The sequence below is a fragment of the Pelomonas lactea genome (assembly GCF_043555885.1).
Taxonomy (GTDB): Bacteria; Pseudomonadota; Gammaproteobacteria; order Burkholderiales; family Burkholderiaceae_C; genus Pelomonas; species Pelomonas lactea.
Map to the genome: position 1 here is coordinate 228,682 of NZ_JBIGHX010000003.1, position 22,535 is coordinate 251,216.

General features: G+C 69.7%; 25 protein-coding genes and 2 pseudogenes. 10 read left to right on the forward strand and 17 right to left on the reverse strand.

The window, feature by feature from the left end:
- Nucleotides 1-7: 7 nt before the first annotated feature.
- Nucleotides 8-370 (reverse strand): response regulator, encoded by a 363-nt coding sequence (locus ACG04Q_RS09540; RefSeq protein ID WP_056199337.1) that lies wholly within the window; start codon nucleotides 368-370, stop codon nucleotides 8-10.
- Nucleotides 371-424: 54 nt separating this feature from the next.
- Entirely contained in the window at nucleotides 425-892 is a 468-nt protein-coding gene (locus tag ACG04Q_RS09545; RefSeq protein ID WP_394510674.1) for a hypothetical protein, read from the reverse strand.
- 198 nt (nucleotides 893-1,090) lie between these two features.
- Here ACG04Q_RS09545 and ACG04Q_RS09550 point away from each other — a divergent pair, with 198 nt between their 5' ends.
- The 9 genes and pseudogenes from ACG04Q_RS09550 (at nucleotide 1,091) to ACG04Q_RS09590 (ending at nucleotide 9,191) form a co-directional block, all read left to right on the forward strand.
- Nucleotides 1,091-2,251: a hybrid sensor histidine kinase/response regulator gene (locus tag ACG04Q_RS09550; RefSeq protein ID WP_394510675.1), complete on the forward strand. Its 1,161-nt coding sequence runs from the start codon at nucleotides 1,091-1,093 to the stop codon at nucleotides 2,249-2,251.
- The gene (locus ACG04Q_RS09555) at nucleotides 2,248-2,895 is read left to right on the forward strand and encodes a response regulator (RefSeq protein WP_394510676.1); all 648 of its coding nucleotides are present in this window, start codon (nucleotides 2,248-2,250) and stop codon (nucleotides 2,893-2,895) included. Before ACG04Q_RS09550 ends, ACG04Q_RS09555 begins: the two co-directional genes overlap by 4 nt.
- 455 nt (nucleotides 2,896-3,350) lie before the next feature.
- Nucleotides 3,351-4,568 carry an efflux RND transporter periplasmic adaptor subunit gene (locus ACG04Q_RS09560; protein WP_394510677.1) on the forward strand — a complete coding sequence of 406 codons (1,218 nt, stop codon included), beginning with the start codon at nucleotides 3,351-3,353 and terminating at the stop codon, nucleotides 4,566-4,568.
- A complete protein-coding gene (locus ACG04Q_RS09565; RefSeq protein WP_394510678.1) occupies nucleotides 4,565-5,263 on the forward strand; it encodes an ABC transporter ATP-binding protein in 699 nt (232 codons plus the stop codon). The genes ACG04Q_RS09560 and ACG04Q_RS09565 overlap by 4 nt, the downstream gene beginning before the upstream one ends.
- Before the next feature lie 15 nt (nucleotides 5,264-5,278).
- Nucleotides 5,279-6,448, forward strand: a complete 1,170-nt coding sequence (locus ACG04Q_RS09570; RefSeq protein WP_394510679.1) for an ABC transporter permease — start codon at nucleotides 5,279-5,281, stop codon at nucleotides 6,446-6,448.
- A 2-nt stretch (nucleotides 6,449-6,450) separates the two neighbouring features.
- Nucleotides 6,451-7,767, forward strand: a complete 1,317-nt coding sequence (locus ACG04Q_RS09575) for an ABC transporter permease (protein WP_394510680.1) — start codon at nucleotides 6,451-6,453, stop codon at nucleotides 7,765-7,767.
- A gap of 101 nt (nucleotides 7,768-7,868) precedes the next feature.
- A pseudogene (locus tag ACG04Q_RS09580) lies at nucleotides 7,869-8,624 on the forward strand (DUF4394 domain-containing protein); the annotation flags it as partial.
- Between the two features lie 24 nt (nucleotides 8,625-8,648).
- Nucleotides 8,649-8,735, forward strand: a pseudogene (locus tag ACG04Q_RS09585) (PEP-CTERM sorting domain-containing protein); the annotation flags it as partial.
- Between the two features lie 102 nt (nucleotides 8,736-8,837).
- On the forward strand, nucleotides 8,838-9,191 hold the full coding sequence (locus ACG04Q_RS09590) for a hypothetical protein (RefSeq protein ID WP_394510681.1): 354 nt from the start codon (nucleotides 8,838-8,840) through the stop codon (nucleotides 9,189-9,191).
- Nucleotides 9,192-9,200: 9 nt separating this feature from the next.
- On the opposite strand, the gene fliR is transcribed toward ACG04Q_RS09590, so the two are convergent.
- The 13 genes from fliR to fliF all read right to left on the reverse strand — a co-directional run bounded on the left by fliR (nucleotide 9,201) and on the right by fliF (nucleotide 20,684).
- Complete coding sequence (gene fliR, locus ACG04Q_RS09595; protein ID WP_394510682.1) at nucleotides 9,201-9,965, reverse strand: flagellar biosynthetic protein FliR; 765 nt, start codon at nucleotides 9,963-9,965, stop codon at nucleotides 9,201-9,203.
- Between the two features lie 13 nt (nucleotides 9,966-9,978).
- Nucleotides 9,979-10,248, reverse strand: coding sequence for a flagellar biosynthesis protein FliQ (gene fliQ / locus ACG04Q_RS09600; protein ID WP_394510683.1), 270 nt, complete (start codon nucleotides 10,246-10,248; stop codon nucleotides 9,979-9,981).
- A gap of 22 nt (nucleotides 10,249-10,270) precedes the next feature.
- Nucleotides 10,271-11,014: a flagellar type III secretion system pore protein FliP gene (gene fliP, locus ACG04Q_RS09605; RefSeq protein ID WP_394510684.1), complete on the reverse strand. Its 744-nt coding sequence runs from the start codon at nucleotides 11,012-11,014 to the stop codon at nucleotides 10,271-10,273.
- On the reverse strand, nucleotides 11,004-11,327 hold the full coding sequence (locus tag ACG04Q_RS09610) for a FliO/MopB family protein (protein WP_394510685.1): 324 nt from the start codon (nucleotides 11,325-11,327) through the stop codon (nucleotides 11,004-11,006). The genes fliP and ACG04Q_RS09610 overlap by 11 nt, the downstream gene beginning before the upstream one ends.
- A gap of 186 nt (nucleotides 11,328-11,513) precedes the next feature.
- A complete protein-coding gene (gene fliN / locus ACG04Q_RS09615; RefSeq protein WP_394510686.1) occupies nucleotides 11,514-11,960 on the reverse strand; it encodes a flagellar motor switch protein FliN in 447 nt (148 codons plus the stop codon).
- The gene (fliM, locus tag ACG04Q_RS09620; RefSeq protein ID WP_394510687.1) at nucleotides 11,950-12,954 is read right to left on the reverse strand and encodes a flagellar motor switch protein FliM; all 1,005 of its coding nucleotides are present in this window, start codon (nucleotides 12,952-12,954) and stop codon (nucleotides 11,950-11,952) included. The genes fliN and fliM overlap by 11 nt, the downstream gene beginning before the upstream one ends.
- A gap of 13 nt (nucleotides 12,955-12,967) precedes the next feature.
- The gene (locus ACG04Q_RS09625; RefSeq protein ID WP_394510688.1) at nucleotides 12,968-13,564 is read right to left on the reverse strand and encodes a flagellar basal body-associated FliL family protein; all 597 of its coding nucleotides are present in this window, start codon (nucleotides 13,562-13,564) and stop codon (nucleotides 12,968-12,970) included.
- A 124-nt stretch (nucleotides 13,565-13,688) separates the two neighbouring features.
- Nucleotides 13,689-14,861, reverse strand: coding sequence for a flagellar hook-length control protein FliK (locus tag ACG04Q_RS09630; protein ID WP_394510689.1), 1,173 nt, complete (start codon nucleotides 14,859-14,861; stop codon nucleotides 13,689-13,691).
- 4 nt (nucleotides 14,862-14,865) lie between these two features.
- Nucleotides 14,866-15,321 (reverse strand): flagellar export protein FliJ, encoded by a 456-nt coding sequence (gene fliJ, locus ACG04Q_RS09635; protein ID WP_394510690.1) that lies wholly within the window; start codon nucleotides 15,319-15,321, stop codon nucleotides 14,866-14,868.
- Nucleotides 15,322-15,393: 72 nt separating this feature from the next.
- Nucleotides 15,394-16,821, reverse strand: a complete 1,428-nt coding sequence (gene fliI / locus ACG04Q_RS09640) for a flagellar protein export ATPase FliI (RefSeq protein WP_394510691.1) — start codon at nucleotides 16,819-16,821, stop codon at nucleotides 15,394-15,396.
- Nucleotides 16,818-17,594 (reverse strand): FliH/SctL family protein, encoded by a 777-nt coding sequence (locus ACG04Q_RS09645; protein ID WP_394510692.1) that lies wholly within the window; start codon nucleotides 17,592-17,594, stop codon nucleotides 16,818-16,820. The genes fliI and ACG04Q_RS09645 overlap by 4 nt, the downstream gene beginning before the upstream one ends.
- Before the next feature lie 151 nt (nucleotides 17,595-17,745).
- The gene (gene fliG / locus ACG04Q_RS09650) at nucleotides 17,746-18,741 is read right to left on the reverse strand and encodes a flagellar motor switch protein FliG (RefSeq protein WP_394510693.1); all 996 of its coding nucleotides are present in this window, start codon (nucleotides 18,739-18,741) and stop codon (nucleotides 17,746-17,748) included.
- Nucleotides 18,742-18,992: 251 nt separating this feature from the next.
- Entirely contained in the window at nucleotides 18,993-20,684 is a 1,692-nt protein-coding gene (gene fliF / locus ACG04Q_RS09655; RefSeq protein WP_394510694.1) for a flagellar basal-body MS-ring/collar protein FliF, read from the reverse strand.
- A gap of 146 nt (nucleotides 20,685-20,830) precedes the next feature.
- Here fliF and fliE point away from each other — a divergent pair, with 146 nt between their 5' ends.
- Nucleotides 20,831-21,157, forward strand: coding sequence for a flagellar hook-basal body complex protein FliE (gene fliE, locus ACG04Q_RS09660; RefSeq protein WP_394510695.1), 327 nt, complete (start codon nucleotides 20,831-20,833; stop codon nucleotides 21,155-21,157).
- Nucleotides 21,158-21,299: 142 nt separating this feature from the next.
- On the opposite strand, the gene ACG04Q_RS09665 is transcribed toward fliE, so the two are convergent.
- Together ACG04Q_RS09665 and ACG04Q_RS09670 are read right to left on the reverse strand one after the other, a co-directional pair.
- A complete protein-coding gene (locus tag ACG04Q_RS09665; RefSeq protein ID WP_394510696.1) occupies nucleotides 21,300-21,800 on the reverse strand; it encodes a pilus assembly FimT family protein in 501 nt (166 codons plus the stop codon).
- A complete protein-coding gene (locus ACG04Q_RS09670) occupies nucleotides 21,797-22,528 on the reverse strand; it encodes a flagellar brake protein (RefSeq protein WP_394510697.1) in 732 nt (243 codons plus the stop codon). Before ACG04Q_RS09670 ends, ACG04Q_RS09665 begins: the two co-directional genes overlap by 4 nt.
- Between the last annotated feature and the right edge of the window lie 7 nt (nucleotides 22,529-22,535).

Here is a 22,535-nt window from a genome sequence, read left to right on the forward strand (position 1 = left end):
ACCGGAATCAGCGGATGACCTTGCCGATCACTTCGATCAGCTTGGCCGGGTCGAAGGGCTTGACCAGCCAGCCGGTGGCGCCAGCGGCACGGCCGGCCTGCTTCATCGCGTCGCTGGACTCGGTGGTCAGGATCAGGATGGGCGTGGTCTTGAACTTGGGGTTCTCGCGCAACTTCTTGGTCAGACTGATGCCGTCCATGCGCGGCATGTTCTGGTCGGTCAGCACGAGGTCGAAATCGCGCTGGCCGGACTTTTCCCAGGCGTCCTGCCCGTCCACCGCTTCCACCACGTTGAAGCCGGCGTTCTTGAGCGTGAAGGCCACCATCTGGCGCATCGAGGCCGAATCGTCGACAGCGAGGATTGAGTGCATTTGAGTTTTCTCCGAGAGAGCGTGGTTGCCTGGGGCTGAGTTGGACCGGGGGGTTCAGAAAAGTTCGATGGAGCCGGCGTCCATCTCGTCCTGCGTGACCGGGTTGGGTCGCAGCGGCGCGATCTCGACGACGGCCACGCCGTCCTCGTCGTCCATGCCGAAGGTGTCGCGGGCGAGTTGGTCGGCGCAGTTGCGCAGGCGCTGGCTGGTGTGGGCGATCAACTGCGTGGCCATGTCCTGGAACTGCAGCGCGGTGATGGCGCCGGCGATGTCCTGCATGATCTGCTTCAGACCTTCCGACGCGGGCCCGCCATCGCTGCCGCTGAGCAGCGACATGGTCTGGTTGGACGCGCTGTAGAAGTGCGTGGACAAGGCTTCGCCGGCGTCGTCAAGCAGGCGCTGCAGACGCTCGAGGTCGTTGGTCACCGTCATCAGGTGATCCTGCAGTTCCGCAGCCGCCAGCAGCGGCATGGCGGCCACGACGTCGTCGAGTTCGGCTGCGGTGGAGGTGTCTGTCTGCATCGTGTCTCCGCGAGGGGATGCTGCTTCTTGTCCCATGCCCCTGTGGATCTGATCAGGGCAAATCAATCATTGCATGTTCACCGCATTTTCGGCAGCTGTCGACCTTGAGATGTTGTGAGAACGAGCGGTATTACCGCTCTTGCAGGCGTTGAGCGTGGCGCCGTGGCGCCGTTGCCGGGCGGGGCATACTGCGGGCCCATGACGATTCCAGGTGTCGAACAGGCCGGCAGAGTCCTGCGCGTGCTGCATGTCGAGGACTCCGACCTCGACCACCATCTCATCCTCACGCAGCTCGCTCGCGCCGGGTTGAGTCTGGAGATGGAGCGGCTGGATGCGCTGCCGGCCGTGCTCGCGGCGCTGGACCGCCCCTGGGACGCCATCATTTCCGACTTCAACCTGCCGGGCTTCACGGGTCTGCAGGTGCTGGAGGCCGTCAAGGACCGCCAGTTGCTGGCGCCTTTCCTGCTGGTGTCCGGCGAGATTGGCGAGGACGCGGCGGTCGCGGCGATGCGAAACGGCGCGGCCGACTATCTGCTCAAGAACAACCTGGCCCGGCTGGCGCCGGCGCTGCTGCATGCCATCGAGGCCGCTGACAGCGAACGCGCGCGGCGCGCGTCGGAGGACGAGTTGGTGCGCTCCAAGCAGCGCCTGCATCAGTTGGCCGGGCATCTGCAGACCAGCGTCGAGCTGGAGCGAGCGGCCATCGCGCGCGAGATCCATGACGACGTGGGCGGCTCGCTCACGGCCATCAAGTTCGACCTCGCCTGGATAGACCGCCACGCCCAGGAGCCCGAGGTGCGTGCCCGCGTGGCGGCGGCGCTGGAGACGGTCAGCTCGGCCATCGACGCCAGCCAGCGCATCATGCACAACCTGCGCCCGGCCATCCTGGAGCAGGGGCTGGTGGCCGCGCTGCAGTGGATGACGGCACGCTTCGAGCGCCGCACGGGCATCGAGGCGGGGCTGCGCATCGGCGAGGCGCGCCTGGCCCTGCCGACCGGCGTGCCGCTGGTGGCCTACCGCACGGCGCAGGAGGCGCTGACCAACGTGTCCAAGCACGCCGGCGCGACCCGGGTGGACCTGGAGCTGAGCCTGGACTCTGGCGTGCTGACGCTGGAGATCCGTGACAACGGCCGCGGCGTGGCGGCGCAAGACCTGGCCAAGGAACGCAGCTTCGGCATCCGCGGCCTGCACGAGCGGGCGGCGACGGTGGGCGGCTGGGTGGACCTGTCCAGCACGCCGGGGCAGGGCACCAGCCTGATCCTGACCGTGCCGCTGGACGCCGACGCCATCGACGCGCTGGATGACACGACCGACTTCGGCCGCGACGACGTCGGCCAATCCATCTGGGGGCGACTGTGATCCGCGTCATCCTCTGCGACGACCACGGCCTGATCCGTCGCGGCATCCGCGACACGCTGGCCGATGCCGACGACATCGAGGTGGTGGGCGAGGCGGGCGACTACACGGAGCTGCGCGGCCTGCTGCACAAGCTGGGCCAGAGCGACCCCTGCGACGTGCTGGTGCTGGACATCAACATGCCCGGCCGCTCGGGACTGGACGTGCTGCACGTGCTCAAGGACGAGGGCTCGCCGTTGCGCACGCTGATCGTGTCGATGTACCCGGAGGACCAGTACGCCATCCGTGCGCTGAAGGCGGGTGCCTACGGCTACGTGAACAAGGGCGGCGACCCGGCGACGCTGGTGCAGGCCGTGCGCACGGTGGCGCAGGGCCGCAAATACGTGACGCCCGAGATCGCGCAGATGCTGGTGGAGAGCCTGACGGCGCCGGTCACCGAGCTGGCGCACCAGAAGCTGTCGGACCGCGAGTTGCAGACGCTGGTGATGATCGCGTCGGGCAGGCGGCTGTCGGACATCGCCGAGGAACTGATGCTCAGCCCCAAGACCGTCAGCGTCTACCGCGCCCGTGTGCTGGAGAAGCTGGGCCTGACGAACAACTCCGAGCTGACGGTCTACGCGATCCGCAACGGGCTGGTGGCCAGCTAGGGAGGGTCTGCAAAACCCCTGCGGGCCGCGGCGAGGTCTTTGCCGGATGCGGGGCAAGGCGCGGACCGCCGCCCAGGCTCGTGCCTGGGCAAGGTTCGCAACGCCGCCCCGCGCCGGCAAAGCCACGCCCCTGCGGGTTTGTGACAACGCCGGCCCGCGCGGGTGTTGCACCGCTCGCTGGGGCGGCCAGCCCCAGCTTCGCGACGCGCCTACTCGCGGGCCGGTGCTGTCGCAAACGCGGCCCACAGGGGTTTTTGCAGACCCTCCCTAGGGCCGTTCGCCCCGGTCAGCCGCCATTCATCCCGGCTGGCTGTCGATTCGCCATCGCCGGCGACCGTTGGTCGAAAGCCTGGGCGCTGGTAGCGCTCGCTGTGCAGAATTTGCCCGTTTTCGAGCGGGTGCGGCATTGGCCGGCCCGGTGAACCTTCTTCCAGGAGTGCGTCATCGATACCGGAATGCTGAAGGAACTGCGCATCGACGGCGCGCAGCGCGAGGACCGCGGCGGTGGCACGCCGAAGTGGGTGTGGGGGCTGGCCGGCGCTGCCGTGCTGCTGGCCGCGGCGGGCGGCGGCGCCTGGTGGTATCTCAACGCCAACAAGGCCGTGTCGGTGCAGACCGTCGCCGTGAAGGCCAACGGCCAGGGCGTCTCGCCCAACGCGGTGCTGCAGGCCACCGGCTATGTGACGGCGCGCCGCATGGCCACCGTGTCCGCGCAGATCACCGGCACGCTGACCGAGGTGCTCATCGACGAGGGCTTCAAGGTCAAGAAAGGCCAGGTGCTGGCGCGGCTGGACGACACCGGCCTGAAGGCCGGGCTGGCGGCGGCCGAGGCGCAGGTGCGCACCGCGGAGGCCAACCTGGGCCAGCTGCGCGCCCAGCTCGCGCAGGCGCAGGCCGATGAACGCCGCCAGGCCGAGCTGAACGCCGCCGGCATGACGACGCGGCAGTCGCGCGAGCAGGCGGCGACGGCCGTGAAGACGGTGGCGGCGCAGCTGGAGGCGGCGCAGCGCCAGGTCGAGGCGGCGCAGGCGCAGGCGCGGGCCTCGCGCGTGAACTACGACTACGCCACGGTGCGGGCGCCTTTCGACGGCATCGTCACGGCGCGCGCGGCGCAGGTGGGCGAGATCATCTCGCCGCTGTCCGCCGGCGGTGGCTTCACGCGCACCGGCGTGGGCACCATCGTCGACATGGACTCGCTGGAGGTCAGCGTCGACGTCAACGAGGCCTACATCGCCCAGGTCAGGGCCGACATGCCCTGCGAGGCGGTGCTGGACGCCTACCCGGACTGGAAGATCCCGGCCCACGTCGTCGCCGTCATCCCGAGCGCCGACCGCGGCAAGGCCACCGTCAAGGTGCGCGTGGCGCTGGAGCAGAAGGACGAGCGCGTCGTGCCCGACATGGGCGTGCGCGTGAGCTTCCTGGCGGCCAAGGCGCCGGTGGATGCGAAGCCGGTGCCCGGCGTGCTGGTGCCGCCGGACGCGGTGACCGAACGGGACGGCGTGCCGGTGGTGTTCGTCGTGGCCGATGGCCGCGCGCAGCAGCGCACGTTCAAGCAGGGTGCCAGCGTGGGCAAGTTCCACCTCGTCACCGAAGGGGTGAAGGCCGGGGAGACGGTGGTCGTCTCGCCGCCCGCGGAACTCAAGCAAGGTTCAACCGTCTCCAACAAGGAATGAGCATGAGCGCTTTGATCGAAGTCCGGGACCTGTCCAAGGCCTATACCCGCGGCAAGCAGACCGTGGAAGTGCTGCACGGCATCAACCTCGACGTGGCGCAGGGCGACTTTCTCGCGCTGATGGGCCCGTCGGGTTCGGGCAAGACGACGCTGCTGAACCTGATGGGCGGGCTGGACGCGCCCAGCGGCGGCGCCATCTCGGTGGGCGGTGAGCGCATCGACAGGCTGTCGGGCGCCGCGCTGGCCCGCTGGCGGGCCGCCAAGGTGGGCTTCGTGTTCCAGTTCTACAACCTGATGCCGTCGCTGTCGGCGCAGAAGAACGTCGAGCTGCCGTTGCTGCTGACCAAGCTGTCGGCCGCCGAGCGCAGGAAGCGCGCCGCCATTGCGCTGCAACTGGTGGGGCTGTCGGACCGCGCGTCGCACAAGCCCACCGAGCTGTCCGGCGGCCAGCAGCAGCGCGTGTCCATCGCGCGGGCCATCGTGTCCGACCCCACGCTGCTGGTCTGCGACGAACCCACGGGCGACCTGGACCGCCAGAGTGCGGAGGACGTGCTGACCCTGCTGCAGGCGCTGAATCGCGAGCATGGCAAGACCATCGTCATGGTCACGCACGACCCGCGCGCGGCGGCGCGCGCCAGCCACACGCTGCATCTGGACAAGGGCACGCTGGTGTCGGCCGCCGAGGCCATGGCCTGATCCCGGGAGGCCGACATGAAATACCTCCATCTCATCTGGGCCGCGCTGTTCCGGCGCAAGGGCCGCACCTTCCTGACGCTGGTGTCCATCATCACGGCCTTCCTGCTGTTCGGGCTGCTGGACGCGGTACGCGTGGGCTTCGACCAGGCGGGAAAAAGCGCCAACGGCGCGCAGCGGCTGCAGACCGGCGCGCGGCTCAGCTTCATCCAGCTGCTGCCCATGTCGCTGGGCGCGCGCATCGCGCAGATCGACGGCGTGAAGGACGTGGCCTTCGCGAACTGGTTCGGCGGCGCGTACCAGAAGCCCGAGAACCAGGTGTTCAGCTTCGCCGTGTCGCCCAACTACCTGGACGTCTACCCCGAGATGGACGTTTCGGCCGAGCACCGCAAGGCGTTCGCCGAAACCAAGGACGGCGTCCTCGTCGGCGAGGGGCTGGCCAAGAAGTTCGGCTGGAAGGTGGGCGACCAGATCCCGATGCAATCCACCATCTTTCCGGACCGCAACGGCAGCCAGAACTGGCCGTTCAAGATCGCCGGCCTCATCAAGGTGCCGGACAAGAAGAGCGGCGCGTTCTACGACCAGATGCTGCTGCTGAACTGGAAGTACTTCGACGACACGACGCCGTGGAACCAGGGCCAGGTGGGCTGGTACGTGACGCGCGTGAAGGACGTCAACCAGGCCGACCGCGTGCTCAAGGCCATCGACGAGATCTCGGCGAACTCCGATCACGAGACGCGCACGCAGACCGAGCAGGCCGCGATGTCGTCGTGGATGCGGCAACTGGCCGACATCAACCTCATCGTCACCTCCATCATGGGCGCCGTGTTCTTCACGCTCCTGCTGCTGGCGGGCAACACCATGATGCAGGCGGTGCGCGAGCGCACCGGCGAGATCGCCGTGCTGAAGACGCTGGGGTTCTCGGGCGGCAGCGTGCTGGCCATGGTGCTGGCCGAGTCGGTGCTGCTGCTGCTGATCGGCGGCGGCGTGGGCCTGCTGCTGGCCAGTGTCATCGGCCCCGCCGTCAGCGCTGGCAGCGGCGGCGCGCTGAACCTGCCGGCCGCCGGTTTGACGAGCTGGCTGGTGGGAGGCGGGTTGGCGCTGCTGTTCGGCCTGCTGGTGGGCGCATTCCCGGCCTTGCGGGCGATGCGCGTGAACATCACCGATGCACTGGCCGGGAGGGCCTGACCATGAAGCTCCTGAAGAACCTCGGCCTCGTGCTGTTGATGGCCGTGCTGCTGGCCGGCTGGGTGATGCTTCCCTGGTGGGGCGCGCTCGCGTTGGCGGCACTGCTGGCGGCGTGGATGTTCCTGTTCCGCACCGGTGCGCAGGCGCGTTCGGTGGCGTCGGTGGGCCTCAGCACGCTGACGCAGCGGCTGGGCTCGTCGGCCGTCATCGTCGTGGGCATCGCCGGCGTCGTGGGGGTGCTGGTGTCGCTGCTGGCGATGGCCGAAGGCTATGCGCGCACGCAGCGCAACTCGGGCAGCCTGGACACCGCCATCGTCATGCGCGGCGCGTCGGCCAACGAGGTGTCGTCGTCGCTGAGCCGCGAGGACATCGTGCAGATCGAGCAGGCACCCGGCGTTGCCCGCAACGCCAAGGGCGAGCCCATCCTGTCGGCGGAGACCGTGGTGGCTGCCAACCTGCCCGTCAGGGGCAGCAAGACGGGCGACACCGGCAGCGCGCAGGTGCGCGGCATCAGCGAGGCGGCGTTCGCGGTGCGGCCCCAGGTGAAGATCGTCCAGGGCCGCAGCTTCCAGGCGGGCCTGCGCGAGCTCATCGTCGGCAAGGGCGCGGTGCGGCAGTTCGACGGCCTCACCGTCGGCGCGACGCTGAAGCTGGGCAACCAGCCGTGGACCGTGGTGGGCGTGTTCGCGTCGGGCGACGCAATGGAGTCGGAGCTGTGGGCCGATGCCAACGTCGTCAACGACGCCTACAAGCGCGGCGGCGGCCGCAACTCGGCGACGGTCAAGCTGGAGAACCCCGCGGCCATCAAGGCCTTCAGCGAGGCGCTGGAGGGCAACCCGCAGCTCAAGGTCAAGGCGACGACGACGCTGGCGTTCTTCTCCAAGCAGGCCGAGCGCATGACGCAGATCCTGCGCATCATCGGCATCACGGTGGGCGCCATCATGGCCGTGGGCGCGGTGTTCGGCGCGCTCAACACGATGTTCGCCGCCGTGGCCAGCCGGGCCCGCGAGATCGCGACGCTGCGCGCCATCGGCTTCCGCGGCCTGCCGGTGGTGGTGGCGGTGATGCTGGAGACGACGCTGCTGGCGCTGCTGGGCGGCGCGATCGGCGGCTTCGTCGCGTGGCTGCTGTTCAACGGCTTCGAGGCGTCGACGATGTCGGCCGGCGCGGTGGGCAAGCTGAGCTTCAACCTGGCCGTGTCGCCGCAGCTGCTGTGGGAGGGCATCAAGTGGGCGCTGGCCATCGGCTTCGTCGGTGGCCTGTTCCCGGCGGTGCGCGCGGCCAGCCTCCCGGTGACGACGGCGTTGCGCGAGGCCTGAGCTCAAGTTAGGGGGAGCGCTGCGCGCCGCGCATCTGGCGCCGGCGCCTGGTCGTAGGTGAGGACGTTCCCCGTCCATCACCTTCACCAGGAGCACTTCCCATGACGTTCTTCTCTCGCACGGCGCTCGCCACGGCAGCGCTGCTGACGGCCGCCTCGGCCCAGGCGGTCACGCTGGTCGGCCTGAACAGCCAGGGCCAGATCAGCCGCATCGCCACCACGGACATCGCCGGCGCGACGAATGTGGACATCACCGGCCTGATGGCCGGTGACCGCCTCGTGGGCATCGACACGCGGCCCAAGGATGGCAAGGTCTATGGCGTCAGCACGATGAACCAGCTCTACACCGTCAACGAGATGACCGGCGCGGCGACCTGGGTGGCCGCGCTGAGCGCTCCGGTGGTGCAGGCCAACCTGGGCTACGGCATCGACTTCAACCCGGTGGCGGACTTCGGCACCGGCGCCTCGCTGCGGCTGGTCAGCTCGGCGGGCGACAACTTCGCGATCAACGCCGCCACGGGCGCGGTCGGCAACGCGGCCAACAAGATCGCTGCTGGCTTCACGGGCGTGGCCTACACGAACTCGACGCTGAGGCCCACCGCCGCGCCGGCGAGCACCGCGCTGTACTACATCGACGCGGCCACCGACACGCTGGCGATGGCGCCGTCGGCGTTCAACACGCCCACCATCACCACCGTGGGCGCGCTGGGCGTGGACGTGCTGAAGGCCAACGGCTTCGAGGTGCTGGGCAACGGCGAGGCCTATGCAGCCCTGAACGTTGACGCCGGCACCTCGCTGGCCACGGGCATCTACCGCATCAACCTGGGCACCGGCGCGGCAACGCTGATCGGCACCTACAACGGCACACTGTCGGGCCTGACGGTCAGTGCGGTGCCGGAGCCGTCCAGCTACGCGATGCTGGCGGCAGGCCTGCTGGGGCTGGCGGCGCTGCGCCGCCGCGCGACGTAAGCCGGCCGGGCGTGTAGCGTGACGCTGGAGCTCTGTGGGTGCTGACCGACGGGGCATGCAAAGCAAGGTGCATGACGCGATGGCAATGTCCCGGTGGGCATGATGACTCGCTACTTCCAGCGCTTGCTGGCGCGTCTGCAAGGCCAGCGCCCCGAACTGGCGGCGGTTGTCGTCGATGCCGATGGCATCGGCTGTGGCGCCGACCGCCTCGTCTGGCATGACATCCAGCGCGTTGAAGCCTACCGGCGGGATGCGTACATCGGCGACTGCCTCTGCCTGTCGTTCCAGGGGCCGGGTGAGCGCTGGCTGGAGGTCTCCGAGGACTCGCCCGACTGGGCGTCGCTGGGCGAGACTGTCCATCGTGTTCTGGCCGGCGCCATGGCACCGCAGGACTGGTTCTTGCGCCTCATGGCAGCCGCTCCGGACCAGTCCGTGAACGTCTACCGGGCACCATGAAGCGGCGCCTCAGGTGAACGCCGCCAGCAGCCGCTCCAGCGCCACGGTGAAGGGCGTCTGCATCAGCGGCAGCGTGGCCACCATGCCGATCAGCCCGACGCTGACGGTCAGCGGGAAGCCCACCGAGAACACGCCGATCTGCGGCGCCACGCGCGAGATCACGCCCAGCACGAGGTTCACGAACATCAGCATCGTGATGAGCGGCAGCGCGATCCACAGGCCGATGTTGAAGATCTCGCCGCCCCATTTGTGCGGCTGCGCCACGCGCAGGAAGGCGAAGGGCTCGGCGCCGACCGGGAAGGCGTGAAAGCTCTGTACCAGCGCGTTGATGAGCAGCAGGTGGCCGTTGATGGCGATGAACAGGAAGGCCACCATGCTGCCGAAGAAGCGCGCGCTGGCGGTGCCCTGGGCGCCGGTGCCGGGGTCGAAGAAGCCGGCGAAGTTCAGGCCCATCTGCAGGCCGATGATTTCACCGGCGAACTCCAGCGCCGCGAACACGATGCGCACCGCGAAGCCCATGGCCAGGCCGATCAGCAGCTGCTGTGCGATCAGCAGCGTCAGCATCGGCAGCGAGTCCAGCGGCGTGGGCGGGATGTCGGGCAGCGACGGCTGGGCCGCCACGGCGATGAACAGCGACAGGCCGATGCGCAGCCGCAGCGGCACGTTGCGCTGGCTGAACGTGGGCATGCCGGCGAACAGCGCCAGTGTGCGGATGAAGGGCCACAGCAGCGGGTTCAACCACGCCAGCAGCTGGGCTTCGGTGACGGTGAACATCGCGCCCGCGGGCTCAGCCCACTGCGGACGGGATGGTCATCAGCGTGCGCTGGATGTATTCCACCAGCTGCGTGACCATCCACGGCCCGGCGACGGCCAGCGTCAGCACGGCGGCGATGACCTTGGGCACGAAGGACAGCGTCGCCTCGTTGATCTGCGTGGCGGCCTGGATGACGCTGATGACCACGCCCACCAGCAGCACGACGATGAGGATGGGGGCAGAGACCAGCATCAGCATGTACAGGCCCTGCTGGCCGAAGGTGAAGACTTGTTGTGCGTCCATGGTGTTGGCGAGGCGATGGCGGTCAGGTGACGAAGCTGGCGGCGAGCGAGCCCAGCAGCAGGTTCCAGCCATCCGCCAGCACGAACAGCATCAGCTTGAAGGGCAGCGACACGAGCACGGGCGACAGCATCATCATGCCCAGGCTCATCAGCACGCTGGCCACGATCATGTCGATGACCAGGAAGGGGATGAAGATCAGGAAGGCGATCTGGAAGGCGCTCTTCAGCTCGCTGGTCACGAAGGCCGGCACCAGCACCTTGAAGGGCACGTCCTCGGGCTTGATGCCGTTGTCCAGCTTGGCCAGCCGCGCAAACAACGCGACATCGGCCTGGCGCGTCTGCTTCAGCATGAAGCCGCGCATCGGCACCTCGGCGCGCTTGAGGGCCTCGTCGAACTGGATCTGCCCGGCGCTGTAGGGCTGCCAGGCCTCGGCGTAGACCTTGTCCAGCGTCGGGCTCATGACGAAGAAGGTCAGGAACAGGCTCAGGCCCACGATGACCTGGTTGGGCGGCGAGGCCTGCGTGCCCAGCGCCTGGCGGGTCAGGCTCAGCACGATGGCGATGCGCGTGAACGCCGTCATCATCAGCAGCACCGCGGGCAGGAAGCCCAACGCGGTGAAGAACAGCAGCGTCTGGATGGGTACCGAGTAGCTACCGCCCGCGCCCTGGCCGACGAGCAGCGGCAGCGTGGCTGGCGGGCTCTGCGTCTGCGCGATGGCGCTGCCTGCGGCGAGCAGCGCCAGGCCGATCAGGTGCTTAGGCCGCATCGCCGCGCTCCTTCTTCAGCAGCGTGGCGAACGTGGCCGGTGCCGGGGGCTCGGCCTGCGGTGGCAGCGTGTGCAGCGTCGTGATGCTCTGGGCTGTCGCGCCCAGCACCAGCCAGCGTCGGTCCTCGCCCTGGCCCACCTCGACGACCAACAGCCGCTGGTTGGGCGACGTGGGCAGCTGCGCGACCACGCGCAGCACGCCCGCCGCCGCCGCGCCGCCCATCGGCGTGCGCTTGAGCAGCCACAGCGCGACGGGGATCAGCGCGATGATCCCGAGGAACCACAGGAAGGGGAGCAGGCCGGAAGCGTTCATGCCTCGGCATTCTGCGGAGCGACTTGAGCCCCCGAACCGCCTAAATGGCCGGCCAAACCTGCGGTAGTCCGCCGACCGCCGCCGCCGAAGGCGCGGCGACATCAAGGCAGCCGCTGATCCGGCTTTGCCGCTCAGCTGGCGTTGCCTCCTTGAGGGGGCCGGCGAAGCCGGTACGGGGTGGGCCGTTTACGCGGCCTTGGACAGCCGGCGCATGCGCTCGGACGGCGTGACGATGTCCGTCAGCCGGATGCCGAACTTGTCGTTCACCACCACCACCTCGCCCTGGGCGATCAGGTAGCCGTTGACCAGCACGTCCATGGGCTCGCCGGCCAGCGCGTCCAGCTCGACGACGGAGCCCTGGGCCAGCTGCAGGATGTTCTTGATCGGGATGCGGGTGCGGCCCAGTTCCACGGTCAGCTGGACGGGGATGTCCAGGATCATGTTGATGTCGCCCGCCGGGCCGCCCGCGGTGGTCGGCGTGAAGTTCGCGAAGCTGGGCGTGGAGACCTGCTCCGGTACCTCGGCCACCACCTCGGTGGACGCGGGCGCCGCAGCAGAAGCCTCGGCCAGCGCCGCGGCCCATTCAGCGGCCATCGCGTCCTGTTCTTCTTGGCTGGGTGAATCAGGTGTCATGTTTGGCTCCCAGCCAGCTCTCCTGAGAGCCGGTCAGCATCTTGTCGATCTTGAGGGCGTAGCGCCCGTTGGACGTGCCGTAGTGGCACTGGAAGACGGGCACGCCATCCACCTTGGTCTGGATCAGCGGGTCGAGATCCAGCTCGATGAAGTCGCCGGGCTTGAACGCCAGCAGCTGTTCCACCGTGGCCGGCGCCGTGCCCAGCTCGGCCACCAGCTCCACCTCGGCGGCCTGGATCTGCGTCTTCATCAGGTTGATCCAGCGGCGGTCGGGCTCGGAGGAGTCGCCCACCGTCGTCGAGTACAGCACGTCGCGGATGGGCTCCAGCGTCGAGTACGGAATGCAGAAGTAGATGGTGCCGCTGGTCTCGCCGATCTCCAGCGTGAACGACGTCGACACGACGATCTCGCTGGGCGTGGCGATGTTGGCGAACTGCGGCTGCATCTCCGAGCGCTGGTACTCCAGCTCCAGCGGGTAGATGCCTTTCCAGGCCTTGTGGTATTCCGCGAGGATGACCTCGACGATGCGGGTGATGACGCGCTGCTCGGTGGGCGAGAAGTCGCGGCCCTCGATGCGGGCGTGGAACTTGCCGATGCCGCCGAACAGGCTGTCGATGACGGCGAACACCAGCGTCGGGTCGCACACGATCAGGCCGCTGCCGCGCAGCGGCTTCACCGACACGATGTTGAAGTTGGTCGGGACGACGATCTCGCGCAGGAAGGCGCTGTACTTCTGCACCTTGATGCCGCCGATGGCGACTTCCGGGCTCTTGCGGATGAAGTTGAACAGGCCCACGCGGATGTTGCGCGCGAACCGCTCGTTGATGATCTCCATCGTGGGCATGCGCCCACGGACGATGCGCTCCTGGCTCGCGAGGTTGTACTCGCGTATGCCGCCAACCTGCTCCTCCTCGGCTTCGAGCTTCTGGCTCTCGCCGGTGATGCCCTGGAGCAGTGCATCGACTTCGTCTTGGGACAGGATCTGCTGATTCATGGCGGACCTGCGGTCACTGCACGATGAAGTTGGAGAAGAGCACCTGCGTGATGGGGCTCTCGACGGCCGCCTTCTTTTTCTTCTTCTTCTTTTTCGGCGCGTCGGCCGGCGGCTCCTCGTCCTCGTCCTCCAGCTCGATGCCCATGGGTCGCACGGACTCGCGCATGATGTCCCGGGCCAGCTTCTCCTTGCCTTCGCGCGTCAGCAGCTCAACCGCCGTCTTGTGCGCCAGCACCATCAGCACGTTGCTGCGGATGGCCGGCATGTAGGCCTTGATCTGCTCGGCGAACTTGGGGTCTTCGACCTCCAGCGTGATGCCGATCTGCGCGAAGCGGTCCACGTCCTTGTCGGCCAGGTTGACCGTGAACGGGTCCAGCGGCACAAAGGTGGGCGGGTGGTCGCTCTTGGGTTTGGCCTTGGCCTTGGGCGCGTGCTCCTCGGCGGCGTGCTCGCCGTCCTCGCCGTCCTCGGCGGGCTTCTTCTTCAGCAGCATGAAGGCCGCACCGCCACCGCCCAGCACCAGCACGAGCACGGCCGCCAGGATGATGATCAGCTTCTTGCTGCCGCCGCCCTTGGGCGCGGCCTCTTCGGCAGCCGGCGCAGTCGCCATGAGAACTCCTTGAACAGCACGCCCACGGCATGCGGTGGACGTTTCTATGCCCGATTATTGACGTCGGGTCGGCCTGACAAGCCGGGATTAGGTGGCGCCTGCCGTGGCTATTTCCACTTCAGGCTCAGGCGAAGGTGTCGAGCAGGCCCACGCTGCGGCGGGCCGGCGGCGTCGCGGGCGTGGCCGTGGCATCGATGCGGCCGCCGCCGGCTCGCGAGCCGCGCGCCGTGCCGCCGTCGTCGGCTGGCTCGCCGCGTTGCTCGGCGTCCCGTGGCGCCTGCTGGAACACGCCGCCGCCGGCCAGCGTGAGCCCCTGGCCCTGCAGCGCGGCCGCCAGGTCGGGCAGGCTCTGCTCCAGTGCCTGGCGCGTCTCGGCCTGCACGGCGTGGAAGGACACCTGGGCCTGGTTGCCGTCCACGGTGATCTGTACCGACACCGGCCCCATGTCGGCCGGGTTGAGCTGCAACTGCGCCTGCTGCACACCGTCCACGGCCAGCAGGCTGACGCGGGCGCCCAGCTCGGGCGCAAAGGCCTGGCTGTGCAAGGGAGCCTGCACGCCGGCGTAGGCGGTGGCGGGCGCGGCGTTGGCCGTTGCAGCGGGTGCGGGCAGCGCCTGCGCCAGCACCGCGGCGAAGCTGGGCGAGGCCGGGGCCGGCGTAGCGGGCGCGGGCTCGCTGGCAGGCTGCGATGCGGCGGCCGTCTGCAGCGCCTCCGTGTCGGCGCGCGCGGCCTTGCCGGCATCGGCGCGAAGGTCGCCGGCCCGGGCCGGCGCGGCAGCGGCGGCTTCGACCGGGCCGCGGCCACCGTCGGCGGCCACGCCGCGCGTGCCGGTGCGGCCGGTGGGCGCGTCGTCGTCGCTGGCGGCGGCGTTGCGGCTGCGGTGCGTATCGTTCCTGGCGAGGGCCTCGGGCTGCGCGGTCGTCATGCCGAGCAACTGCGTGAACTCCTTCAGCTCCGGCGTGTCGGCGGTGTCGTCCTCGTCGGCGCAGGCCGTCACGGCGTCGGTGGTGGTTTCGGCGTCAGTCTTGTCGGCCGGTGCCTTGGCCTCGGCTTTGGGGGCGGCCTCTGCCGGGCGCTGCTGCGCGGGCTTGGCGGGCTGTGCCGGGCGGCGTCGGGCGGCGGCCTGCGCCGAGCTCGCCTCGTCCGCCGCGTTGTCGGCTTCGGGTGGGGCGGGCGGCGGGGCCTGGCTGGTCAGGAACTGCGCGAAGCTCGGGCCGGCAGCCTGCGGCGGCTGGGCTGCGGCCTGGGGTGCCGGCGGCAGCGCGGCAGGCTTGGGGGCGATGTTCTGGGCAAGCATGGCGTCAGGCGTGCGCGGTGCGACGCAGGTGGGCGCGGGCGGCGAACTCGTCGGTGGCGCGCTGTTCGCGGCGCTGGGCTGCCTTGGCAGCGTCGGCCTGGCGGCGGGCGATCAGCTGGCGCAGCGCGGCGACGCGCAGTTCGGCCTGGCGCAGCGCCTCGCGGGCGCGCAGCAGGCGCTGGTCGGCGTGGTTGGCGACGTGGCCCTGGGTGTCAACGGCCTGGTTCAGTCGTTGGCCGAAGCTCTGGTAGCAGCCGACGAGGCTCATCGTCGTGCCCTGAGCGAAGCTCTGCGTCCAGCGTTGCTGGTAGTCCTGCCGATAGCCGGCCAGCTCGCCGTGCTGGGCGCGGGCGGCCTCGGCCTGCGCGCCGGCGGTGTGCAGCGCGCGGGCCGCGGCGTCGCGCTCGCCTTCGGCGCGTTCCAGCAGCAGGCTCAGGGTATCGGTGGCAGTGGCGGTCATCGGCGGCTCCAGCGCAGCACCAGGCCCGTCGGCCCGACGCTCAGTCGTTATCGGCGGGCGCCACCCGGGGGTTTAGGCGCCCTGGACCACGGCCTGCAACTGGCTGACGCTGGCGTGAAGAAGTGCCGGGCTGTGCATGTCCTGCTGCAGCAGCCGCGTCATGTCGGCGTGCAGGCGAACGGCCAGGTCCAGCTCGGGGTCCGCGCCCGGGGCGTAGGCGCCGAGCTGGATCAGGTCGCGGGCCTTGTTGTATTTCGCCAGAAGTTGGCGGAATCGACGCGCGGAATCGACCTGGTTTTGGGGTGCAACACTGGTCATCACCCGCGAGATGGAGCGCTCGATGTCGATGGCCGGGTAGTGGCCCGCCTCGGCCAGCTCGCGGCTGAGCACGATGTGCCCGTCCAGGATGCCGCGCGCCGCGTCGGCGATCGGGTCCTGCGGGTCGTCGCCCTCGGTCAGCACGGTATAGAAGGCCGTGATGGAGCCTTCGCCCGGCAGCCCGTTGCCGCTGCGCTCCACCAGCTGCGGCAGCTTGGCGAAGCAGCTGGGCGGGTAGCCCTTGGTGGCCGGCGGCTCGCCGATGGCCAGCGCGATCTCGCGCTGCGCCATCGCGTAGCGGGTCAGCGAGTCCATCAGCAGCAGCACGTGGCGGCCCTGGTCGCGGAAGTGCTCGGCGATGGCGGTGGCGTAGTGCGCGCCCTGCATGCGCATCAGCGGCGGTGCGTCGGCGGGTGCGGCCACGACGACGCTGCGCTGCAGGCCCTGCTCGCCGAGGATGTCCTCGATGAACTCCTTCACCTCGCGGCCGCGCTCGCCGATGAGGCCCACGACGATGACGTCGGCCTGTGTGTAGCGGGCCATCATGCCCAGCAACACGCTCTTGCCCACGCCGGTGCCGGCAAACAGCCCCAGCCGCTGACCGCGGCCGACGGTGAGCAGCGCGTTGATGGCGCGAACGCCGGTGTCCAGCGGCATGCGGACCGGGTCGCGGTCCATCGCATTGATGGGGCGGCGCACCATGGGCTCGTTGTGGATGTCGGCGAGCTCGCCGCCGCGGTCCAGCGGGTGGCCGTGCGGGTCCACCACGCGGCCCAGCAGGCCGTCGCCCATGGGCAGGTGCAGGCCGCGGTCCTCGCCACGGCGCCAGGGGTGCAGCGGCTGGCCCAGCTGGGGCGCCAGCGGCGGCAGGTGGCGCGGCACGACGGTGGCGCCGCTGGACAGGCCCTGCACCTCGTCGGTGGGCATCAGGTAGGCGCGGTCGCCCGAGAAGCCCACCACCTCGGCATTCACCGGCGCCAAGCCGCGGCGTGGCGAGTTGCCGGAGCTGGGCATCTGGATGCGGCACACCGACCCCAGCGGCACCTTGATGCCCGTGGCCTCCAGCACCAGGCCGGCCACGCGCACCAGCTTGCCCTGCGACTCCAGCGGCGCGGCGTTGCCGGCCAGCGTTTCCAGGTCGGCCAGGTAGCGCTGCCAGCGCTCGGTACGCGCGGACGTCATTCGTCCTCCGCCCGGCGGTCTTCCCAGATGGACTGCTGGCCGATGGCCGAGACGGCCTGCTGCCAGCGGGCGCTGATCGTCGCGTCGACGCTGGCGATGTCGGCGTCCACCTTGACGCCGCCGCGCGCCACGTCGGCGTCGGGGATGAGCTGGGCCTCGCGGGCCTGCAGCTCCTGGCCCGCGCCGTCCTGCACCAGCGGGAAGTCATCGGGGTGCACGCGCACGCGCACATGGCGGGCGGAGAGCTGCAGCGCCTCGACGGCGTCATGCGCGACGCGGGCGATCAGCTCCGGCCGCTGCGTGAGCTCGCTTCGCACCACCTGGCGGGCCAGCTCGACGGCGATGCGGGCGACGGACTGGGCCATGTCGCCCTCCAGCGCCTGCAGCTCGGCGTCGAAGCTCTTCACGACCGCGCCGACCTGCGCGCTGATCTGCTGCGCGAAGCTGTGCTTGAAGGCATCCAGCGCGGCCATGCCGTCGCGGTAGCCGTCCTGGTAGCCGCTCTGGCGGGCGGCGTGCAGCTGTTCCTGCACGCTGGGCTCGGGCGGAGGAGGGGGCTGCACCGGCGCGGCCGCGGCCGGCGGGGGCGGGGGCTGAACGCCCGGGCGCATCGGCGCGAACGGGGAGGGCGCGGTGTCGCCCAGGCTGTCCAGGCTCCAGGCCTTGGCGCCCTGGACTTCCTCGCCGGGGATAAAGCGGGCGTAGCTGCCGCGCCGCTCGCCTTCGCGGCGGTCGGGCGGGGGGACTTGCCGGGGTGGTTGTCGCGTGACCATGTCAGTTGTCCGGGCGTTGCATTTCGGGCCAAGCGCCGGGCCGCTCCCAAGCCGGCCCGTCATGGCGATGTGCTTGCCGGTCGATCCGGCAAGCATCGCCGTCCCCTCGGGGGGCCGGCCAAGGTACTCCTTGGACGAGGGGCTTCATGGGCTACACGAACTGGTCGTCGCCGCCGCCGGCCAGCACGATCTGGCCTTCGTCGACGAGGCGGCGCACGATCTTGAGCATTTCCTTCTGCTCCGCCTCCACCTCCGACAGCCGCACCGGGCCGCGGGTCTCGAGGTCTTCGCGCAGCGTCTCGGCGGCGCGGCTGGACATGTTGCGGAAGACCTTCTCGCGCAGGTCGGCGCTGGCGCCCTTGAGCGCGACGACCAGGCTCTCGCTCTGCACTTCCTTGAGCACGGCCTGGATGCCCTTGTCGTCGATCTTGTTCACGTCGTCGAACGTGAACATGTTGTCCATGATCTTCTGCGCCAGGTCGGCGTCGGCCTCGCGGATGTAGTCCAGCACCGAGGCCTCGACGCTGGATCCCATCATGTTGATGATCTCGGCGGCCGTCTTGGCGCCGCCCAGCGAGCTCTTCTTCATGCGCTCGCCGCCGGCCAGGATCTGGCTCATGACCTCGTTCAGATCCTTCAGCGCGGTGGGCTGGATGCCGTCCAGCGTCGCAATGCGGATCAGCACCTCGTTGCGGCCGCGCTCGGTGAACAGCTTGAGCACGGAGCTGGTCTGGTCGAAGTCCAGATGCGCCAAGATGGCCGCGATGATCTGCGGGTGCTCGTTGCGCAGCAGCTCGGCCACCGAAGCCGCGTCCATCCACTTCAGGCTCTCGATGGATGACACGTCGCTGCCTTGCAGGATGCGGTCCAGCAGCAGGTTGGCCTTGTCCTCGCCCAGTGCCTTGCGCAGCACGGCGCGCACGTACTCGTCGGTGTCGGTGACCAGCGTGCTCTGCGTCTCGGCCACCGCGTCGAACTTCTCCAGCACCTGCTCCACCTGGGCGCGCTTGATGACCTTGAGCTTGGCAATGGTCTCGCCCAGCGCCTGCACCTCCTTGGGCGACAGATGCTTGAAGACCTCGCTGGCCTCTTCCTCGCCCAGCGACATCAACAGGATTGCAGCGTTCTCTAAGCCTTTGTCGTCCATGGCTGAACCTTACCCGACGCGTGGGGTCTTGCCTCGCAGGCCGAGCGCCGGGCCGCCCCAAGCCGGCCCGCGGACGATGTGCATTCGGCTCAATGCCGAATGCATCGCCGTCCCCTCGGGGGCTTCGGCCGGACACATTGAGCCCAGTGGGCTCGATGTGCCTGCCGAAGCGCAGCGGCCGCTGGCCGCTGCGCGGTCCCGGCCAGGCTTGCCCGCGTTCAGCGTGGCAAGACTGGACGAGGGGCTCACGCTCATGCTGTCTGCCCTTCCATCCAGTCGCGCATGATGTTCGCGACGGCCACCGGATTGTCGCGCGCCAGCGCCCGGGCGCGGTCGAGCTTTTCGCTGTGCAGCGGTGCTTCCAGCTTGGGCATGCCCTCTGCGCCCGGCAGCAGCTCGGTGTCGTCGACCACCTCGTCCACCGTCTCGGGCTTTTCCTCCGGCGGCAGAGGCGCGGCGGCCTTGATGGCGGGGCGGATCATGCCGAACACGGCGATCAGCGCGATGGCCACGAAGGCCAGCGGCACGATGGCGCTGCGGGCGATGTCCAGCAGCCACGGCTGCTTCCAGATCGGCACGTCCACCGGCTCGGTCTTGTCGATGACGAAGGGCGCACTGACGACCTTCACGGAGTCGCCGCGGTCGGCGTTGAAGCCCATGGCCTCCTTGACGAGGTCGGTCAGCCGCGTGATCTCTTCGGCCGGTACCGGCTGCTGCGTGGTCTTGCCCTTGGCGTCGGTCACCGAGCGGTGGTTGACGACGATGGCGGCGTTCAGCCGCTTCACGTTGCCCACCGCGCCGCGCGTCACGCGCACGGTCTTGTCGACCTCGTAGTTGGTGACCTGCTCCTTGCGGCTGCTGTTCAGGCCGGCGCCGCCCTGGGCGGCCTGCAGCGGCGCACTGGCGCCGTTGATGGGTGCCGTGGCCGGCACGGGTGGCTGGTTGGTGGCGGCGCCCGGCACGCCGGTGGGCGGCGCGGCGTTGGCGTTGGTGCTCTCGCTGTTCTGCGCGGAGCGCACCGCAGCCTGCGTGTTCGGGCCCTGGTTGGGGCGGTATTCCTCGGCGGTGGCCTCGGTCTGCGAGAAGTCCACGTCGGCCGTCACAGTGGCGCGCAGGTTGTCGTGGCCCACCACCGGCTCCAGCAGCTCGAAGATGCGCTTGTTGTAGCCGGCCTCCACCTGCTGCTTGTAGAGCAGCTGCTGCGTGTCCAGCCCGGTGGCCGCGTCGGAGCCGGTCTGGGAGATCAGCGAGCCCGTCTGGTCCAGCACGCTGACGGCCTTGGGGTTGAGCTCGGGCACGGCGTTGGAGACGAGGTGGACGATGCCGGCCACCTGGCTGCGGTCCAGCGTGCGGCCGCCGCGCAGCGTCAGCACGACCGAGGCGCTGGGCTTTTGCTGCTCGCGGAAGAAGCCGTTCTGCTGCGGGATGGCCAGGTGCACGCGCGCGTCGGCGACGTCGTTGGTGGTCTTGATGGAGTGCGCCAGCTCGCCCTCCAGGCCGCGCTGGAAGTTCAGCCGCTCGGCGAACTGGGTCTGGCCGATGGAGGACTTGTCCATCAGCTCGAAGCCCACTGCGTTGCCGGCGCCGCCGCCCTTGGGCAGGCCTTGCGCGGCCAGCTTCATGCGCAGCTCGTAGACCTGGCCCGCCGGCACGAGGATGGTGCCGCCGGCCTCGTGCTTGTAGGGCACGTTCAGCGCCGACAGCTGGCCGATGACGGCGCCGCCGTCCTTGTCGGACAGGCCCGTGAACAGCGGGCGGAAGTCGCCCTGGCTGGACCACAGCGTGATGGCCAGCACCGCGCCGGCCAGCGCCAGCAGGCCGGCGCCCATCGTCAGCTTGCTGCGCAGCGGCAGGCCATTCAGGCGCTGTGCGAAGTTGGGCGGCTCCACCGGCGTGATCAGGGCCGGTGCGGTGGCTGCGGGGGCGCTCAGGGCGTTGTCCATCGGGTGGGCGGGTACGGCGGGGCCGGGAGATCCGGCGATGGCGCAAATTATTCGGGCCGGGGCCCTCAAGAAAGCGCCGAAGTAGCCGACCCCGCCCGCGCATCTCGGTGCTTTGAGCGTGCGGCTTGCTGCCAAAGTGCGGCCCCATGGACATGAAGCTGCGCCCCTTTGACTTCGCTCAGGCCGCCGCCCGGGCGGGGCTGGCGGTCAACGGCACGCCGCTCGCGCCCAAGCCCGCTGCCACGACCGGCGCCAGTTTTGGCGACGCGATGGCCCAGGCGCTGAAGAGCGTCAGCGCGCAGCAGAGCGAGGCGACGCGTCTGCAGCGCGAGGTGCAGCTGGACAACCCCACCGTCAGCCTCGAAGAGACCATGGTCGCCATGCAGAAGGCGCAGATCGGTTTCCAGGCGACGCTGCAGGTTCGCAACCGGCTGGTCTCGGCGTATGCCGAGATCATGAACATGCAGGTGTGATGGGCCCCTCGTCCGGTCTCGCCTGCTGAACGCAGCGAGCCCGGCCGGTCCCCCGAGGGGACGGCGATGCTCGCGGGGCGTGCCCCGCTCGCACATCGCCAGACGGGCCGGCTTGGGAGCGGCCCGGCGCTCGGCCCCAGGGTCAACAGTTTCCCTTGCGGGCGTCGGTGCCGCAGATGGACGGGCGGCCCAACGGGTTCAGGTCGATGTAGAGCTGTTGGTTGCGGTCGTTGGAGATGCCGATGCGCGTCCAGTCCAGCGCGCGGCCCATGCCGGCCTGGAAGACGACACCCTGGCCGGACTGCAGCAGGTGGCCCTTGTGATCGCGCCAGGACACGCCGCCCAGCTCGCAGCGCGGCGCACCGGTGGCGCAGTCGCAGGACTGCTCGCGGCTGACGCCCCAGCACCATTGCGGGCCACTGTGGAAGCTGACGTGCAGGTTGCGGTTCTCGTTGACGCTGAGCTCGCGGGCGCGGCGCAGGTCCAGCTCAAGCAGCTCGGCGACGTGACGCAGCTTCTGCCGCGCCAGGTGGGCGCTGTAGCTGGGCACGGCCGCAGCCAGCAGGATGGTGAGCACCACCATCGTGGCCATCACCTCGATGAGCGTGAAGCCGCGCGGCGTGGGACGGCGGTCGCGGTTCATGCGTCGAGCTTCAGCAGCCGGCGGCGCTTCTGCGTCTGGTCCACGTACATCTGCAGCGCGCGTGTCGTGACGGCGTCCGGGTCGACGAAGGCGCAGCCCATCTGTTGGGCGCCCAGCGCGTCGCCGGCGATGGGGCTGGCGTGGTGGGGCAGCAGGCTCACACGCAGCGCGGTGAGGCGGTCCAGCTCCAGCACCAGCCCGGTGGTGGCCTGGCCCAGCGGCAGTGGCGGCGTGCCAGGCGGTGCGGCCAGGGCGAGGCCGCCGATGCTGATGTCCAGCACGCGCAGTGCGCGCCCGGCGACGTCGCCACCGGGTAGCACCACGCGCGGGTAGACGCTGCCCGCCGGCTGCACGCGGTAGGCCTGGCGGCGCTGGAAGCGGTAGAGGCGGGTGGGCAGGCCGGCGCGCAGCACCGTGCCCTGGTCACCGCTGACGAGCACGGCGCCATCCAGCTCGAACTGCAGCTTGACCGCGCCCAGGTAGGCCACGGCAGTGATCTCGCCGCTCGCCACGAGCGCCTGGCTGATGCCGTCGGGGTCGGCGCCGATGGCCAGGCCCAGCACGTCAGCGGCGGCGTCCAGCGCCGTGATGCGGCTGGCCAGGCTCTGGCTGGGCGGGCCGCTCAGCAGCACGGTGGCGTTGTCGCGCTGCAGCTCGTGCAGGTAGGCCGTGATCTCGGCCGGTGCAGCGACGCGGAATTCTTCGGGGGCGGCTTCGGGGGCGCTCATGCGGGAG

What these genes read in the sequence shown, in the direction of transcription:
- ACG04Q_RS09540 (WP_056199337.1), bottom strand. Translation starts at nt 370, where the DNA reads ATGCACTCAATCCTCGCTGTCGACGATTCGGCCTCGATGCGCCAGATG.
- ACG04Q_RS09545 (WP_394510674.1), bottom strand. Translation starts at nt 892, where the DNA reads ATGCAGACAGACACCTCCACCGCAGCCGAACTCGACGACGTCGTGGCC.
- ACG04Q_RS09550 (WP_394510675.1), top strand. Translation starts at nt 1,091, where the DNA reads ATGACGATTCCAGGTGTCGAACAGGCCGGCAGAGTCCTGCGCGTGCTG.
- ACG04Q_RS09560 (WP_394510677.1), top strand. Translation starts at nt 3,351, where the DNA reads ATGCTGAAGGAACTGCGCATCGACGGCGCGCAGCGCGAGGACCGCGGC.
- ACG04Q_RS09565 (WP_394510678.1), top strand. Translation starts at nt 4,565, where the DNA reads ATGAGCATGAGCGCTTTGATCGAAGTCCGGGACCTGTCCAAGGCCTAT.
- ACG04Q_RS09570 (WP_394510679.1), top strand. Translation starts at nt 5,279, where the DNA reads ATGAAATACCTCCATCTCATCTGGGCCGCGCTGTTCCGGCGCAAGGGC.
- ACG04Q_RS09575 (WP_394510680.1), top strand. Translation starts at nt 6,451, where the DNA reads ATGAAGCTCCTGAAGAACCTCGGCCTCGTGCTGTTGATGGCCGTGCTG.
- ACG04Q_RS09590 (WP_394510681.1), top strand. Translation starts at nt 8,838, where the DNA reads ATGACTCGCTACTTCCAGCGCTTGCTGGCGCGTCTGCAAGGCCAGCGC.
- fliR (WP_394510682.1), bottom strand. Translation starts at nt 9,965, where the DNA reads ATGTTCACCGTCACCGAAGCCCAGCTGCTGGCGTGGTTGAACCCGCTG.
- fliQ (WP_394510683.1), bottom strand. Translation starts at nt 10,248, where the DNA reads ATGGACGCACAACAAGTCTTCACCTTCGGCCAGCAGGGCCTGTACATG.
- fliP (WP_394510684.1), bottom strand. Translation starts at nt 11,014, where the DNA reads ATGCGGCCTAAGCACCTGATCGGCCTGGCGCTGCTCGCCGCAGGCAGC.
- ACG04Q_RS09610 (WP_394510685.1), bottom strand. Translation starts at nt 11,327, where the DNA reads ATGAACGCTTCCGGCCTGCTCCCCTTCCTGTGGTTCCTCGGGATCATC.
- fliN (WP_394510686.1), bottom strand. Translation starts at nt 11,960, where the DNA reads ATGACACCTGATTCACCCAGCCAAGAAGAACAGGACGCGATGGCCGCT.
- fliM (WP_394510687.1), bottom strand. Translation starts at nt 12,954, where the DNA reads ATGAATCAGCAGATCCTGTCCCAAGACGAAGTCGATGCACTGCTCCAG.
- ACG04Q_RS09625 (WP_394510688.1), bottom strand. Translation starts at nt 13,564, where the DNA reads ATGGCGACTGCGCCGGCTGCCGAAGAGGCCGCGCCCAAGGGCGGCGGC.
- ACG04Q_RS09630 (WP_394510689.1), bottom strand. Translation starts at nt 14,861, where the DNA reads ATGCTTGCCCAGAACATCGCCCCCAAGCCTGCCGCGCTGCCGCCGGCA.
- fliJ (WP_394510690.1), bottom strand. Translation starts at nt 15,321, where the DNA reads ATGACCGCCACTGCCACCGATACCCTGAGCCTGCTGCTGGAACGCGCC.
- fliI (WP_394510691.1), bottom strand. Translation starts at nt 16,821, where the DNA reads ATGACGTCCGCGCGTACCGAGCGCTGGCAGCGCTACCTGGCCGACCTG.
- ACG04Q_RS09645 (WP_394510692.1), bottom strand. Translation starts at nt 17,594, where the DNA reads ATGGTCACGCGACAACCACCCCGGCAAGTCCCCCCGCCCGACCGCCGC.
- fliG (WP_394510693.1), bottom strand. Translation starts at nt 18,741, where the DNA reads ATGGACGACAAAGGCTTAGAGAACGCTGCAATCCTGTTGATGTCGCTG.
- fliF (WP_394510694.1), bottom strand. Translation starts at nt 20,684, where the DNA reads ATGGACAACGCCCTGAGCGCCCCCGCAGCCACCGCACCGGCCCTGATC.
- fliE (WP_394510695.1), top strand. Translation starts at nt 20,831, where the DNA reads ATGGACATGAAGCTGCGCCCCTTTGACTTCGCTCAGGCCGCCGCCCGG.
- ACG04Q_RS09665 (WP_394510696.1), bottom strand. Translation starts at nt 21,800, where the DNA reads ATGAACCGCGACCGCCGTCCCACGCCGCGCGGCTTCACGCTCATCGAG.
- ACG04Q_RS09670 (WP_394510697.1), bottom strand. Translation starts at nt 22,528, where the DNA reads ATGAGCGCCCCCGAAGCCGCCCCCGAAGAATTCCGCGTCGCTGCACCG.